At 52.8% G+C, this 13,500-nt stretch carries 14 protein-coding genes; 6 read left to right on the top strand and 8 right to left on the bottom strand.

Annotated elements, in window-relative coordinates:
- Positions 1-112: 112 nt before the first annotated feature.
- Entirely contained in the window at positions 113-682 is a 570-nt protein-coding gene (locus VGM48_RS13180) for an XRE family transcriptional regulator (protein ID WP_331579817.1), read from the bottom strand.
- Positions 683-691: 9 nt separating this feature from the next.
- On the bottom strand, positions 692-1,480 hold the full coding sequence (locus VGM48_RS13175) for an alkaline phosphatase (protein WP_331579814.1): 789 nt from the start codon (positions 1,478-1,480) through the stop codon (positions 692-694).
- Between the two features lie 119 nt (positions 1,481-1,599).
- Between VGM48_RS13175 and VGM48_RS13170 the strand changes: the two genes are divergently transcribed.
- Both VGM48_RS13170 and VGM48_RS13165 read left to right on the top strand, forming a co-directional pair.
- Positions 1,600-2,439 carry a UDP-2,3-diacylglucosamine diphosphatase gene (locus tag VGM48_RS13170; RefSeq protein ID WP_331579812.1) on the top strand — a complete coding sequence of 280 codons (840 nt, stop codon included), beginning with the start codon at positions 1,600-1,602 and terminating at the stop codon, positions 2,437-2,439.
- A gap of 16 nt (positions 2,440-2,455) precedes the next feature.
- Entirely contained in the window at positions 2,456-3,493 is a 1,038-nt protein-coding gene (locus VGM48_RS13165; RefSeq protein WP_331579810.1) for a glycosyltransferase family protein, read from the top strand.
- A gap of 294 nt (positions 3,494-3,787) precedes the next feature.
- Here the strand turns inward: VGM48_RS13165 and phoU are convergent, their stop codons facing one another.
- The 6 genes from phoU to VGM48_RS13135 all read right to left on the bottom strand — a co-directional run bounded on the left by phoU (position 3,788) and on the right by VGM48_RS13135 (position 9,607).
- Entirely contained in the window at positions 3,788-4,453 is a 666-nt protein-coding gene (gene phoU / locus VGM48_RS13160; RefSeq protein WP_331579808.1) for a phosphate signaling complex protein PhoU, read from the bottom strand.
- A 69-nt stretch (positions 4,454-4,522) separates the two neighbouring features.
- On the bottom strand, positions 4,523-5,281 hold the full coding sequence (gene pstB, locus VGM48_RS13155) for a phosphate ABC transporter ATP-binding protein PstB (RefSeq protein ID WP_331579806.1): 759 nt from the start codon (positions 5,279-5,281) through the stop codon (positions 4,523-4,525).
- On the bottom strand, positions 5,263-6,135 hold the full coding sequence (gene pstA, locus VGM48_RS13150) for a phosphate ABC transporter permease PstA (protein WP_331579804.1): 873 nt from the start codon (positions 6,133-6,135) through the stop codon (positions 5,263-5,265). Before pstA ends, pstB begins: the two co-directional genes overlap by 19 nt.
- Before the next feature lie 3 nt (positions 6,136-6,138).
- A complete protein-coding gene (gene pstC / locus VGM48_RS13145; protein WP_331579802.1) occupies positions 6,139-7,125 on the bottom strand; it encodes a phosphate ABC transporter permease subunit PstC in 987 nt (328 codons plus the stop codon).
- A 20-nt stretch (positions 7,126-7,145) separates the two neighbouring features.
- The gene (pstS, locus tag VGM48_RS13140; RefSeq protein ID WP_331579800.1) at positions 7,146-8,261 is read right to left on the bottom strand and encodes a phosphate ABC transporter substrate-binding protein PstS; all 1,116 of its coding nucleotides are present in this window, start codon (positions 8,259-8,261) and stop codon (positions 7,146-7,148) included.
- Between the two features lie 53 nt (positions 8,262-8,314).
- Positions 8,315-9,607 (bottom strand): hypothetical protein, encoded by a 1,293-nt coding sequence (locus VGM48_RS13135; RefSeq protein ID WP_331579797.1) that lies wholly within the window; start codon positions 9,605-9,607, stop codon positions 8,315-8,317.
- A gap of 333 nt (positions 9,608-9,940) precedes the next feature.
- On the opposite strand from VGM48_RS13135, the gene VGM48_RS13130 reads away from it, so the two are divergent.
- Genes VGM48_RS13130 through VGM48_RS13115 form a run of 4 tightly spaced genes read left to right on the top strand, consistent with a single transcriptional unit; the run spans position 9,941 to position 13,493 of the window.
- Positions 9,941-10,591 (top strand): DUF47 domain-containing protein, encoded by a 651-nt coding sequence (locus VGM48_RS13130; RefSeq protein WP_331579795.1) that lies wholly within the window; start codon positions 9,941-9,943, stop codon positions 10,589-10,591.
- Positions 10,592-10,602: 11 nt separating this feature from the next.
- Positions 10,603-11,619, top strand: a complete 1,017-nt coding sequence (locus VGM48_RS13125; protein WP_331579792.1) for an inorganic phosphate transporter — start codon at positions 10,603-10,605, stop codon at positions 11,617-11,619.
- Positions 11,620-11,658: 39 nt separating this feature from the next.
- Positions 11,659-12,042, top strand: coding sequence for a hypothetical protein (locus VGM48_RS13120; RefSeq protein WP_331579790.1), 384 nt, complete (start codon positions 11,659-11,661; stop codon positions 12,040-12,042).
- Between the two features lie 50 nt (positions 12,043-12,092).
- The gene (locus tag VGM48_RS13115; RefSeq protein ID WP_331579788.1) at positions 12,093-13,493 is read left to right on the top strand and encodes a TolC family protein; all 1,401 of its coding nucleotides are present in this window, start codon (positions 12,093-12,095) and stop codon (positions 13,491-13,493) included.
- The last annotated feature ends 7 nt before the right edge of the window (positions 13,494-13,500 follow it).

Raw genomic sequence — 13,500 nt, 5'->3', positions numbered from 1 at the left:
AAATGTTAACAGTTTACAAATACTAAACCAATGTTAAGTATTTGTAAATGGGCAACCCCCTGTTATTACTTGATAAATTTCGTGGACTAAGGAGACTGCTGATCGGCTGCGGTCAGAAAAGATAGAAGACAAGAATGAGGGCTTCGGTGGCGCCGATGTTCTTGAGCCGGTGCTTTACCCGGCCGTCAAAGAAAAGCGTATCCCCCTCATGCAGGGTGAAGATCTCGTCCCCTACCTGGTATTCGATATCGCCCTTCAATATATACTTGCATTCATACGCATCGGTCTGAATAAACTGCTTCCGGCCTGCATTCTTCTTCAGCTCGAGCAGTACGACATCGGCGGCCTGTGAACTGATGCTCCTGGTGAGGATACGTTTATAGGAGAAGCCTTTTACCGGCTCCTTGGTGAACAGTTTTTCCTGACCCTTCCTGGCGATCAGAACATGGCTGCCATTGATGGTGTCATGCATGTCCTCGAAGAAAGTGCGAAGATCCTCCTCGAGGGAATGGATGATATTGAACAGAACAGGAAGAGAAGGGACGGTACGGTTGTTCTCGATCTGCGAGATGAGTCCTTTGCTGACGCCGGCCCTGGTGGCCAGTTGTTCGAGGGTGACATTCTTTTGCGTCCGCTTGGTCTTTATCTTCTCGCCGATAAGGAGAAGGAGTTCTTCGTGCATCCCACGAAATTAAAGGGAATTCAGATACGCCGCCAAATCGGTGATGTGATCCGTGTTAAGATAATCCACTTTCAATCGCATCAGTTGGTTCCAGGCTACGGGAAAATCCGGCGCATCCCAGAGGCGGACGGGGAGATGAAGGTCATGGCTCTGCGTGATGGCTTCCTTCAGGGAGTCGAGACCGCTGTCCGGGAGACCCGTACGGGAATCCCAGCGGGTATAATAACGAAGATCGTCGCTCATCATGGCGATATGGGCAAGTTCGGCCGGGGTGTATCGCGCATGAAGAATGCCGTCGAAGGCGATAAAGGAAGGATAGGAGGGGTATTGCGCGGGATCGGGGCGGTTACCGCTGATGACCCACTTCAAACAGGCACAGCGTTCCAGCGCGGGATATTTGTCGAGAAGCGCGATCAACGCAGCCAGCGCGGCAACGGAATCGGCCTTTACATCGATCAGTATCTGCAACCGCCGCGTGCTGTCTGCATAGGGATAGCCGTGATTCCTTTCGATGCAGGCCAGCAGCGGTTTTACATAGTATTCTTCCAGGGTCCTGCCCGCCTTTATCTCGGTGGTGTCGTGTCCGATGATAACCTTTCCTTGCACCAGCCAGATATCCGCTTCGATAGAGCCAAACCGCTGCTGCCAGGCCGCCCAGAAGGGCGCCGCCTGCTCATAGTCGTTATGGGAATGGGTGTTCGCGACGGTATAACGCAGAGGCTGTGCATCGGAAGCAATAGGCCTTACGGTTAGGAATAGGGCTAGGGCGGTGAAAACAAGGAAGAACCATTTTTTCATGGGCGCAAAGGTAATTTATTGGTCAATGGTAACACTGGATTAACACAAGGCTTACAATTTGTTAACCTGGGGGTAAAATAGTAATAATATCTTATTTAGAACTTTGGGAAACCACAATAATGGAAAAACGACCCGTAGATGTAGTTGTTCTCTCCGATGTTCATCTCGGAACATACGGATGCCGGGCAAAAGAACTCGTCAACTACCTAAAGAGTATCACTCCCAACATCTTGATCCTTAATGGGGATATCATCGACGGCTGGCAGTTTACAAAACGGTACTTCCCCGTCGCCCATATGATGGTCATAAAGGAGATCATCCAGTTTATCACCAATGGAACGCGGGTTTTCTATATCACCGGCAATCACGACGAAATGATGCGGCGCTATACGGATATCCAGATGGGGAATTTCACCCTTACCGATAAGCTCGTTCTCGAGATCGATAATAAAATGACCTGGATCTTCCATGGCGATGTTTTCGACAATACTACCAAAGGGAGTGCCAGGATACTCGCCAAACTCGGAAGCAGCGGGTATAACCTCCTGATACGATTCAACCGGTTCATCAACTTCATCCTGAAATCCATGGGGCGCGAACGGGTGTCCATCTCGAAAAGGGTAATGGCGGAGGTCAACAAGGCCGTCAGCAAGATCAACGATTTCGAGCTCATCGCCGCCGAACTGGCCATAGAAAAGAAATACGACTACGTCATCTGCGGGCATATCCACCAGCCGCAGAAAAAGATCGTGGAGACAAAGGACGGAAAGGTCACCTATCTGAATTCCGGCGACTGGGTCGAACATTGCACGGCGCTGGAATATCATCAAAGCGAATGGACCATCTTCGAGTACAATGAGAAGGATTTCCCCGTGACGCAAACCGTCGAAATGAAGCCTTCCGTCAGCGTGCTGACCGACGAGATCAATTTTTACATCAATTCTCTTGCAGCTATATAACCCTATATAACCGTTTATGAAGATCTTCTACGCAGTACAGGCAACGGGCAACGGCCATATCAGCAGGGCGATGGAACTACTCCCCTTTTTCCAGCGCTACGGCCAGGTAGATATCTTTCTCAGCGGCGCGAACAACAGTCTTGCCCTCGACGCCTCGGTCAAATACCGCAGCCGGGGCCTGAGTCTCTTCTATAGCCAGTGCGGCGGCCTGAATTATTGGGAAATAACGCGCCAGCTGTCCCCGCTGCGGGTCTGGAAAGAAGTGCGCGATCTGCCGGTGGAAAAATATGACCTCGTGATCAACGATTTCGAGTCCATTACATCCCTGGCCTGTATGCTCAAGAAAGTGCCGTCCGTCAATTTCGGCCACCAGGCGAGCTTCATCTCCCCAAAAGTTCCCCGCCCCGAAAAACCGGAATGGATGGGCGAATGGATCCTCCGCAACTATGCCCGGGCTTCGCAGTATGTCGGACTTCATTTCAAGCAATACGACGATTTCATCCTGCCCCCGGTGATCAAGCGGGAAATCCTGCAGGCCGAGCCGGCAGACAAAGGGCATATCACGGTATATCTCTCCTCCTATAGCGACGCCACCGTACGCAGGCATCTCCAGCCGCTCAGCGATTTCAATTTCCAGGTGTTCTCCAAAGAGGTGAAAAAACCCACGCAGGACGGAAATATCCTTTTCCTGCCCGTCGGCAAACACGCCTTTAACAAGAGTCTGATCACCTGTAAAGGCATCCTTACAGGCGCCGGCTTCGAGACCCCGGCAGAGGCGCTGTATCTCGGTAAGAAACTGATGGTCATTCCCATCCGCGGTCAATACGAACAGTTTTGCAATGCCGCCGCCCTCGGGAAAATGGGCGTTCCGGTCCTCAAGGCCCTCGATGCCGGCTTCCCCGCCGCCTTCCGCCCCTGGATAGAACAACGGCGGAAACCCTGTCTTCATCTCGATTATTCCACCGAAGCGATCGTCAGCTATTTAATGCATCACAGCCATCTGGAGAAAGCCGATTCCCTGGATATGCTGTATCCCGAAGCCGTGTTCAATTAGGCAGGCCACTCAGCCAGTTACCGAAAAAGCGGCAGGTCACAGGCCTGCCTGGTAAAAAATAATTAGCCCCGGCATAGCCGTCGGAACGACGGCGTAGCGGAGCAGCGATCAAAAAAAAGTCCCTTCATGGAAATGAAAGGACTTCTGCATGAGAAAATTCAACTCTACATATATAAACCATCGATTAACAAGGTTGGATAAACTCCCCGGTCGGGAAGGTTATATACAAAAATAAACTCTCCGTATTATGGAGAGTTTACTGAATCATTATCGGAATATTATTAATATTATCGCCTAGACGAACTTGCCCTTGTGCTTCAGCACTTTTGCCTCCAGATAGAAAATGATCTCTTCGGCGATATTCTTCGCCTGGTCGCCCACGCGTTCGAGTTTGCGGATGGTCGACAGGATCCACAGCGCCTGCGAAGTTTCTTCAGGATGAGCCTTGATATACTCTTCCAGCACCCGGTGGCTGCTCCGGTTCACATTATCCAGAAAGTCATCTTTCTTGAAGACGCTTCGCGCAAGGATCGTATCTTCTTTCTCAAAAGCATCCTGCGTATCGGAAAGCATATTCACCGATTCCTCGTACATCGGCAGGATGCGGCTGACCTTAAGCAGCTCCTCGGAGAAAGGGGAGTCGGTATCGATGATGTACTTGGCAATGCCTTCCGCGATGTCGCCGATCCGCTCAAGGTTCGAATTGATCTTTAATACAGCCAACAGAAACCGCAGGTCGATGGCTACAGGGCAGAACAACGCAAAGATGTTCTCGCAGTCCCGGTCGATCTTGAGTTCGCTTCCGTTGACCCTTTTTTCCTTTAAGACCACCTCCCGCGCAAGATCCTTGTCAAACGTGACAAAGGCCTGCCGGGCCTTGCTCAGCTGGGAATTGACCAGCGTCCACATGTTGATGGCCTCCGTCTTCAGCAGTTGTAATTCGGATTCTAGTTGTGCCATGGTTTACTTTGATGTAATGTAGTGTGTATAAAGATAATAAATACCGGCCGTAAGCCCCGCCCGTGCTTCCTAGCTGAACCGGCCCGTAATATAGTTCTGCGTACGCTGATCCTTGGGGTTGGTGAACATCGTCTTGGTCTCATCGTATTCCACCAACTCGCCCAGGAAGAAAAAGGCCGTCTTGTCGCTTACCCGGGCCGCCTGCTGCATATTATGGGTCACGATGATCAGGGTGTAGTTCGCCTTCAGCTCGTGGAACAACTCCTCCACGGTCGAAGTGGAGATCGGGTCCAGCGCGGAGGTGGGCTCGTCGAAAAGGATCACTTCAGGCTCCATGGCCACGGTCCGGGCGATGCAAAGCCGCTGTTGCTGACCGCCGGAAAGAAAGGAGCCCTTCTTGTTCAGGGAGTCCTTGACCTCCTTCCACAGGGCCACCTTGGTAAGGGATTGCTCGACGATCCGGTCCCTTTCGGCCTTCGGCATCTTGATGCCGTTGAGCTTATAGCCGGCGATAACATTATCATAGATGCTCAGGTTGGGGAAGGGGTTCGGCCGCTGGAAGACCATGCCGATCTTGAGCCGGACAAAGATGGGATGCATCTGATAAACATCCTCATCATTGAGCTTCATCTCGCCGTTGCAGCTCGCGCCGGGGATCAGTTCGTGCATCCGGTTGACGCAACGCAGATAAGTGGTCTTGCCGCATCCCGAAGGGCCCATTACAGCGATGATATGGTTCCGGGGGATATCGATATTGACATTCTTAACGACGTGATTGCTGCCAAACGAAGCGTTGAAATTCCTGCTCTTTATAATTGTACTTTCCATTTTCTTGTTATAACCTTGGTAAAGATATTCAGCAATAAAACCCAGACCAGAAGGATCAGCGAAGCACCCCAGGCCAGGTTAAGCCAATCGGTATAGGGGCTGGTGGCATAGTTGAAGATCATCAGCGGCAGGCTTTGCATGGGCTTGCCAATGTTGACGGACAGATAAGGGTTGCCAAAGGCCGTGAACAGCAACGGCGCCGTCTCACCCGTAATACGCGCGACGGAAAGCATGACGCCCGAAAGGATCCCGCTGATCCCCACCGGTACCACGACCTTGAAGATCACCCGGTGAAACGGCATCCCAAGCGCCAGTGCAGCCTCCTTTAACGAATCCGGCAACAGTTTCAGCGTCTCCTCCGTCGAGCGGATGATAATAGGCAACATCATGATAGCCAAAGCCGCACTCCCCGAAAGAGCAGAAAACCCGCCCTTATGATGGATCGGGCCGATATCCCAGGGCCTTACCAGCCAGAAATACGCGACAATGCCGACCACAATCGAAGGAACGCCCTGCAGGATATCCGTACACAACCGGCACCAATAGGCCAGCCGGCTTTTCCGGTTCTCGCTCAGATATACCCCCGCCATGATCCCGATAGGGATCGCAATGACGGCCGCCACAAAGATGATCAGCGTGCTGCCGACCAGCGCATTGGCAATCCCGCCCCCGGACTCCCCGACAGGCTTCGGGATATTCACAAGGAAATGCCAGTTGATCTTGGTGATCCCCGCCCTGACGATATAAAAAAGGATCGCAAGCAGGGGGACCAGACAGGCAAAAGCAAGTACATAGATCAGCCACTGAAAGCCGTAACTTTTGCCGAGACGGAGTTTTACATTTTTTCCATCCATAGGTTATTCGTTGGTGAAGCGATCAATGATTTTCTTGCCGATAAGATTGATCACAACGGTTACCAAAAACAGGACAAGCCCCAGCTCGATCAGCGCCGACAGATATACCGGTTTATCGGCCTCGGTAAACTCATTGGCGATGACACTGGCCATAGTATTTCCCGGAGAAAAAATATTCTTTGGGATCAGGCTGGTATTGCCGATGACCATCGTGACGGCCATCGTCTCCCCAAGAGCCCGGCCCAGCGAAAGCAACACCCCGGCAAACAACCCCGACTTGGTATATGGCAGCACCACGCTGCGGATCACCTCCCAACGGGTGGCGCCCAGCCCATAGGCCGCTTCCTTCAGATGCGACGGCACAAGCGAGATCATGCTCCGGCCCAGCGAGGCGGCATACGGGATGATCATCACCGCAAGAATCAGCGAAGAGCTGAAGATGCCGACACCCACCGGCTCGACGCCGATGCTGGACTCAAAACTGCGCACAATGGGTACCAGCACGGCCAGACCCCAAAACCCGTAGATCACCGAAGGAACCGCGGCGATCAGTTCCACCGCATTCTTCAGAAAGTTCGGCAGCCAGCCCTTGGGATGGTATTCACCAAGAAAAATGGCGATCGAGACCGAAAATGGGACCGAGATGATCAGCGCCAGAAAGGAGGTGAGAAGGGTCCCCAAAAGGAACGGCCACGCGCCATACACATCCTGCACCGGGTCCCAGACCTTGCCCCAAAGATACTTCGGGCCAAGAGCCGCGATCGAAAGCCGGGATTGCCAGGCCAGCGTCACCATGATGCCAAGCACCAGGATGATGATGATCAGACCCATGATCGTCAGCGTACGCTTAAAAACATTTTCCGTGCGTATTTGCCGGAAAGACCGTCTTGCCCGCGCTTTTGCCTTTGCGATCGCATCGGGCGAAGAATTAATTACCCGCAGCGGTAGGTCGCTGCGGGTAATCATCCCATTCTCTACAGATGTATCCATAAGTTCAAATATAACTACTACTATTGTAAGATCGGCTTGCCATCAAAAGTGACGGACTTCAGAACCGCATCCCCGGCGCTGACGGCGGCAGGAGAGAGCGGAGCGTAAGTCAGTGCGCTGCTGTACTGCTGGCCGTCATGGATCATCCAGGAGAGCAGTTTTACAAGGCGGGTACCACGGTCAAGCGTCCGGTCGCCATACTTCTGCTCTTTGTAGATGATAACCCAGGAGAAGCTGGAGATGGGATACCCATCGGCGGCTTCCGTGTTGGTCAGCGATACCTTGGTATCGGCAGGGATCGTGATATTGGCGGCAGCAGTCACGCTGGCAATGCTGGGCGTGATAAAGTTTCCGGCCTTGTTCTGAACCTTGGCATAAGCCATATTGTTCTGAACGGCATAGGCTAACTCTATATAACCGATCGCACCCGGTGTTTGTTTGATCAAACCGGCAACACCTTCGTTACCCTTGCCGCCGAGACCGACAGGCCAGTTGACGGAAGAACCCTTGCCCACCTTGGTACTCCATTCGTCGCTAACCTTGGCCAGATAGGTCGTAAAGATATTGGAAGTACCGCTGCCGTCGCTGCGGTGGGCGATCGTGATGCCCGTAGCCGGAAGCTTAACGCCCTTATTGGCGGCGGCAATCTTCGGATCGTTCCATTTGGTGATCTTACCCAGGAAAATATCGGCCAGAACAGCGGGGGTGATATTCAGCGTATCCTTTACATCGGGCAGGTTGTAACTCAGTACAACAGCGCCTTCTGTGATGGGAACATGAACAACCGGGGCGGAAAGGGCCGAATCCTGCTTGCCATTCATCGGAGCGTCGGAAGCGCCAAACTCAACGGTCTTTGCCGTCAGCTGGGAGATCCCCGCGCCGGAACCTATAGACTGGTAGTTGATCTTCTGATTGTTGGTCTTGTCATACTCGGAAAATTGCTTGGAGAATAAAGGGTTGTCGAAAGAACTCCCTGCTCCCGTAAGCATATTATCGCTGCTGCTGCCCGCTGAAGCAGTGCTATCCGAACCGGTTGCGCCGCCGCCGCCGCCGCAGGAAACCAGGCTAAAGCTGAAGAGGGCGAAGAAGGCTCCGGCAGCCAGGCTGCGTTTGAACTTAAAAGAATTTTGCTTCATGATGTGTAAATTGGTAGTTAAGAATATAATAATCGTTAGACTATACTATTTTTTTATTTCCCGAATACGAAGTAGAAGGTCATCCGGTAGACCATGTCATAATCCCCATTGATCTTGCCGTTGAGGCCGTTCAGTTGGGTCGCATAGTGGTTATACCAGATATTGGGCATAAAATGCACGTTCTTGGCCGGCGTGAAGTCCAGACCGGCGGTGATGAACTGCTGTTTGTAGGTAATGTCGTTGACGGTTCCGATCGGCGTGCCGTCGACATAGTTACCCACGGAAGAGACACCTGCCTTATAGGAGCTGTACAGGCTGTTGTCCACTTTGCTGTTCGGGTTGTAGTTGTCCCAGCGGGCGAAGAAACGCAGGTAATTCTTGACGATATTGCCATGAACATAGATCGAAAGACCTGTTGCATTGGGAGAGAGGTACGTCGTCTTACCGTCCGATTTGTTGGTAGCAGCAACCCCGTCTTGCAGGTGGTTGACAAACGCCTCCACACCGACAGTCAGCGCGGGCGTGTTATAGGCCACATAAGCCTTGGTCATCTGGCGGGAAACGTGTCCATATTGGATGTCACCGTTCTCAGGAACCCAGCCGAGTCTTTCGTAGTCGGCATACAGGTCGACGATCAGCTTCTTGTCCAGGAACATCGCAAATACATCCCCATAGAACCATTTGAAGTTGTCGGCTTCGGGCTTGGCGCTGCTGCCGTTGCCGACCAACAGGTTGTACCCGAAGTTCTTGGTTTTGGGATCGAAGGTACCCTGCAGCCCTACACCCAGATCATAGGAAGGAGTACGACGAATATCGGCGATGGTCCTTTCGATCGAGCGGTAGTTCCAGATCTTTTCCGAAAGCAGGGGGAAGGCCGGTGTAGCCTGTTGACCAACGATGAGGTCGGTACCGTTCCAGATGTTCTTCCAGCGGACGTTGGCCAGTTTAATATAAAAGGACTCCTTGTTATTTGCCAACTCGTCGCCAGTGGCGGTCGTACCTCCGGGAGGGTTACCTGCCGGAAAGTTGTCTTCCGCAGCCAACAACAACTCTGCCGAGAACTTATCGGTGATGTTGTAATCATAACCCAGATAGATCCGGCGGAACTGGAAGGCATCGCGTGTTTTGGGAATGCCGCTGTACTGGTTGGCGTTCCCGCGTTGCAGAGAGTCGCTATGCGCTTTAACATAGTAATCCCCGAAGCCATAACCCCAGAGCCGTCCGGAGTTGGCCCGGCCCGCTTTGAAAGAAGAGTCGCTGTTCCAAAGATATTGGGCCTGCGTGGCGGTGGTTATTAGAAAAAGGATAGCGATGAATAGAAATTGTCTTGCAAAGATGCGTTTCATAAAAGTCTTGGTTCGTTAAAATTTAAGTTATTGCGGTTCGACGTTCCCAAATCCGCTGCAAAACAAAATCTATGCAATGACCCGAATGTTACCGGAATGTTACCTTAACGTTAACACTTATCAAATGAGAGCAACAACTGCAAAACGCGGTCGATTTAAGGGCTGTTTATGATGGAGTTATGAAGATAAAGAAATTATAATGGAAAAACATGGGGCTCATTTTCGTTACCGGTTGGCTGCGCACTATTGTCTTAGTGTTAAGAAATTATTACCAAAATGGTCCCTGCCCGTTAGCCGCCCGCATTCGGATTAACTTGTACTCTTTTTCATGGTATGAAGGGCTTCAACGCATTTGTTCAGTTATTTCTTCCGAAAGACAAGGTCTTTTACTCACTCTTCGAGGAGGTGGCCGACTGCGTGGCCAGGATGGGAACATTATTAAAGGAGGTGGTCAACGAATCGGACTACGACAAACGGGCCGCGCTGATCTCCCAACTGGAGAACGAGGAGCATGTCAACGACGATCTCACACACCGCATCTTTACCGAACTGGGCCGAAATTTCATCACCCCCTTCGACCGGGAAGACATCCATTACCTGGCCAGCGCCCTCGACGATATCTGCGACTACATCTATGCCGCGGCGAAAAAGATCAATTTCTATAAAGTGAACCCCAACGACCCCGGTATCCTGAAGATGGCCGATCTTATCGAGATAGGCGCCCAGCATATCCGGGGCGCCGTGAAAGAATTGCGGAATATGCGGGATATGCGGACGATTACGGACGCACTGGTCCGCGTGAACAGTATCGAAAACCAGGCGGACGATATCTTTGACATGAGTATCGAACGCCTTTTCGAGACCGAACCGGATGCCAAAGAGGTGATCAAAAAGCGCGATATCTACCAGGTGATGGAGATCGTCACCGACAAATGCGAGGATGCGACCAACGTGATCGAATCCATTATCATTAAATACGCCTAAACCGGCCAGCGTTGATCCTTCTGCTCACTATCATTGTACTGGCCCTGATCTTCGATTACATCAACGGATTTCATGATGCCGCCATCGCCATTACGACAGTCGTTTCCACAAAGGTGCTTACCCCCTTCCAGGCCGTGCTTTGGGCCGCCATCTTCAACTTTGCGGCCTTTTTCATCTTCAGCAATTTCATCGGCGAGTTCCGCATCGCCCATACGGTCGCGCATCTCGTCAACCGGGAATTCGTCACCCTGCCCGTGATCTTCGCCGGACTCATCGCGGCCCTCGCCTGGAATCTCTTCACCTGGTGGTTCGGGATCCCATCCAGCTCTTCCCACACATTGCTGGGCGGGTTTGTAGGTGCAGCCCTTGCGCATGCAGGCGGTTGGACCGTTCAGGGCCGGACCGTTATCGACTATGGCAGCGTGATCCCCACCTTTCTTTTTATCGTCCTGGCGCCGCTGATCGCGCTCCTTGTCGCCCTGATCATCACCGTCCTGGTGATCAATTGTTTTCAACGGAGCAATCCTTATAAGGCGGAGGGCTGGTTCCGCCGGCTGCAACTGGTATCCTCGGCGCTGCTCAGCCTCGGCCATGGCAGCAACGACGCACAAAAGGTCCTGGGGATCATCGTCGCCGCCCTCATCGCCCATGGCGACCTGGAAGGGATACACGATATCCCGCGCTGGGTACCGCTCTCCTGCTTTGCGGCTATCGCCCTGGGCACGATGAGCGGCGGCTGGCGCATCGCAAAAACCATGGGCAAACGGATCACAAAGGTCAGCCCGATGGAAGGGTTTTGCGCGGAGACCGCCGGCGCCATCACCCTCTTCCTCACCCAATGGCTGGGTATTCCGGTCAGCACCACCCATACGATCACCAGCGCCATCGTCGGCGTCGGGTCGACAAAACGGATGTCGGCCGTGCGCTGGGGCGTCACGATCAATCTTCTCTGGGCCTGGATCCTCACCATCCCCGTCAGCGCGGGGCTTGCCGCTGCAATCTATTGGCTCACAGCAGCTATTTTATAACTCCTTGATAACTCATATTATCGTTAACTTCGCTGACTGATGAATAAAAGGAGGATACATAGGCTCTTTTTTTACACGCTGATCCTGGCGGTATACACTGTATTCTTTTCCATCGAATCCTTTTATAATTTCGAAGGCCATTCCGATGCGCGCGAGATCATCCGGTTTTCTTCCTATCTCCACGCCAATTCCATCGAGTCCGGAATAAAAGCCCCTCATGTCCACTATCCTGGTTCGAACAAGACGAGGGTGCGGCTCAACAAGCGGTACCATCAGGAAGAATTCCCTCCCTGCATCGTGTATGAGGCTCCCGCACCCGTGGTCATCGTAACCCCCCGTGAACTGGGCGCCTTCCGCGTACGACCCCTGCCCGCCGTCGTTCTCCTCCATCCACAATTACGAGGCCCACCCGCCGTCGTCTGAACATTTACCTCCTGACCGACCTCCATATTTCTTAATTCATTCCAGTTTGTATGAGCACTTTCTGTACAGGAAAGTTTCGTCGGGCTATCGGCTTATTCCTGCTGATGCCCTCACTTTCCTTATTTGCACAACAAAGAAAATATTCTCTCCGTGACTTCATCGACAGCGCACAGCGTCACCTGCCGGTGCTGTTGCAAAAACAGGCACTCGTCGATGCCGCCAAAGCCGGGGTCACGGATGCCCGGCACGCCTTCCTGCCGACCTCGTATATCGGTGACGAGGTGACGGCCGGGACGGACAATTCGATTCCCGGGTCCTATATCTCGTTTGGCATCATCCCTTCGAGTTCCAGCGGCGTCCGGTCTTCGAATCTCTACCAGTCCGCCATCGGCAATATCGGCTTCTTTTATAATCAGTATGAACTGCTCGACTTCGGGCTCAAAAAGGCAACCGTACACAACGCCCAGGCCTATTTACAGGTGACCCAGGCCGACCGGGACCGGGAGGCTTATCTGATCAAATGGCAGGTAGCCAGACTCTATCTCGACATCTTGAAAAGTGAATTCCAACTGGCCATCGACCAGGAAAACACCAGCCGGTATGACACGGTCTTCACCGTGATCCGCGCAGTGACCGAAAGCGGGATCAAGCCGGGGGCGGACTCCTCCCTGGCAAAAGCCGAGCTGTCCAAGGCACGGACCACCTATAACCAAACCCTCGGCGGGATCCGGCAATTGCAGCAGCAGCTATCCTATCTTTCCGGCATCCCGGTCGACGAGGTGGGGATCGACACTTCCAATACCCGCACCTATCTGTCCGGTTTGAATGCCGCCGCGAACCCCGCGGCAGGGGCCGGAGCCAATCCGCTGATCGATTTTTTCGACAAGGAAAAGGCGCTTTATCTGCAGCGGGAACAGCTGGTGAAGAAGAGTTATCTGCCCCGGGTGCTGATCAACGGCGTAGGCTGGGCCAGAGGTTCCAGTATCGACTATACCGATAATTATAAGTCTTCCGCCGCCAGCGGGCTGGGTTACCAGCGATTCAATTACCTCGCCGGATTGACACTGGAGTACGATCTGTTTAACATCGTACACCGCCGCGACAAAGAGCGCATCGCACGGAACAACGCCCTGGCCAGCGATTATGGTCTTCAGCAGGAGCAGCTATCCCTGCAGAACGTGGGCAACAAAGCCGATGAGGCCATCCGGACGGCAACCAGGAACCTGGTCGAGATCCCGGTACAGATCGGCGCCGCCGAGGATGCGTTCAACCAGAAGACGGCCCAGTACAAAGCTGGGATCATCAACCTGGTCGATCTCACCAATGCCTCGTTTGTCCTCTACCGGTCGCAGTCGGACTATGTACAGACCCTGAGTGATTGGCTGCTGGCCAACCTGGATAAGTATTCCGCCTCCGGGTCGCTGGACCAATTCATCCAATCTATCAAATAATTATTAT

The organism is Puia sp., from assembly GCF_036500295.1.
In the GTDB taxonomy this organism is placed as follows: domain Bacteria; phylum Bacteroidota; class Bacteroidia; order Chitinophagales; family Chitinophagaceae; genus Puia.
Note: the sequence above shows the minus strand (reverse complement) of the source record. Positions and strands in the feature narration are given on the sequence as shown.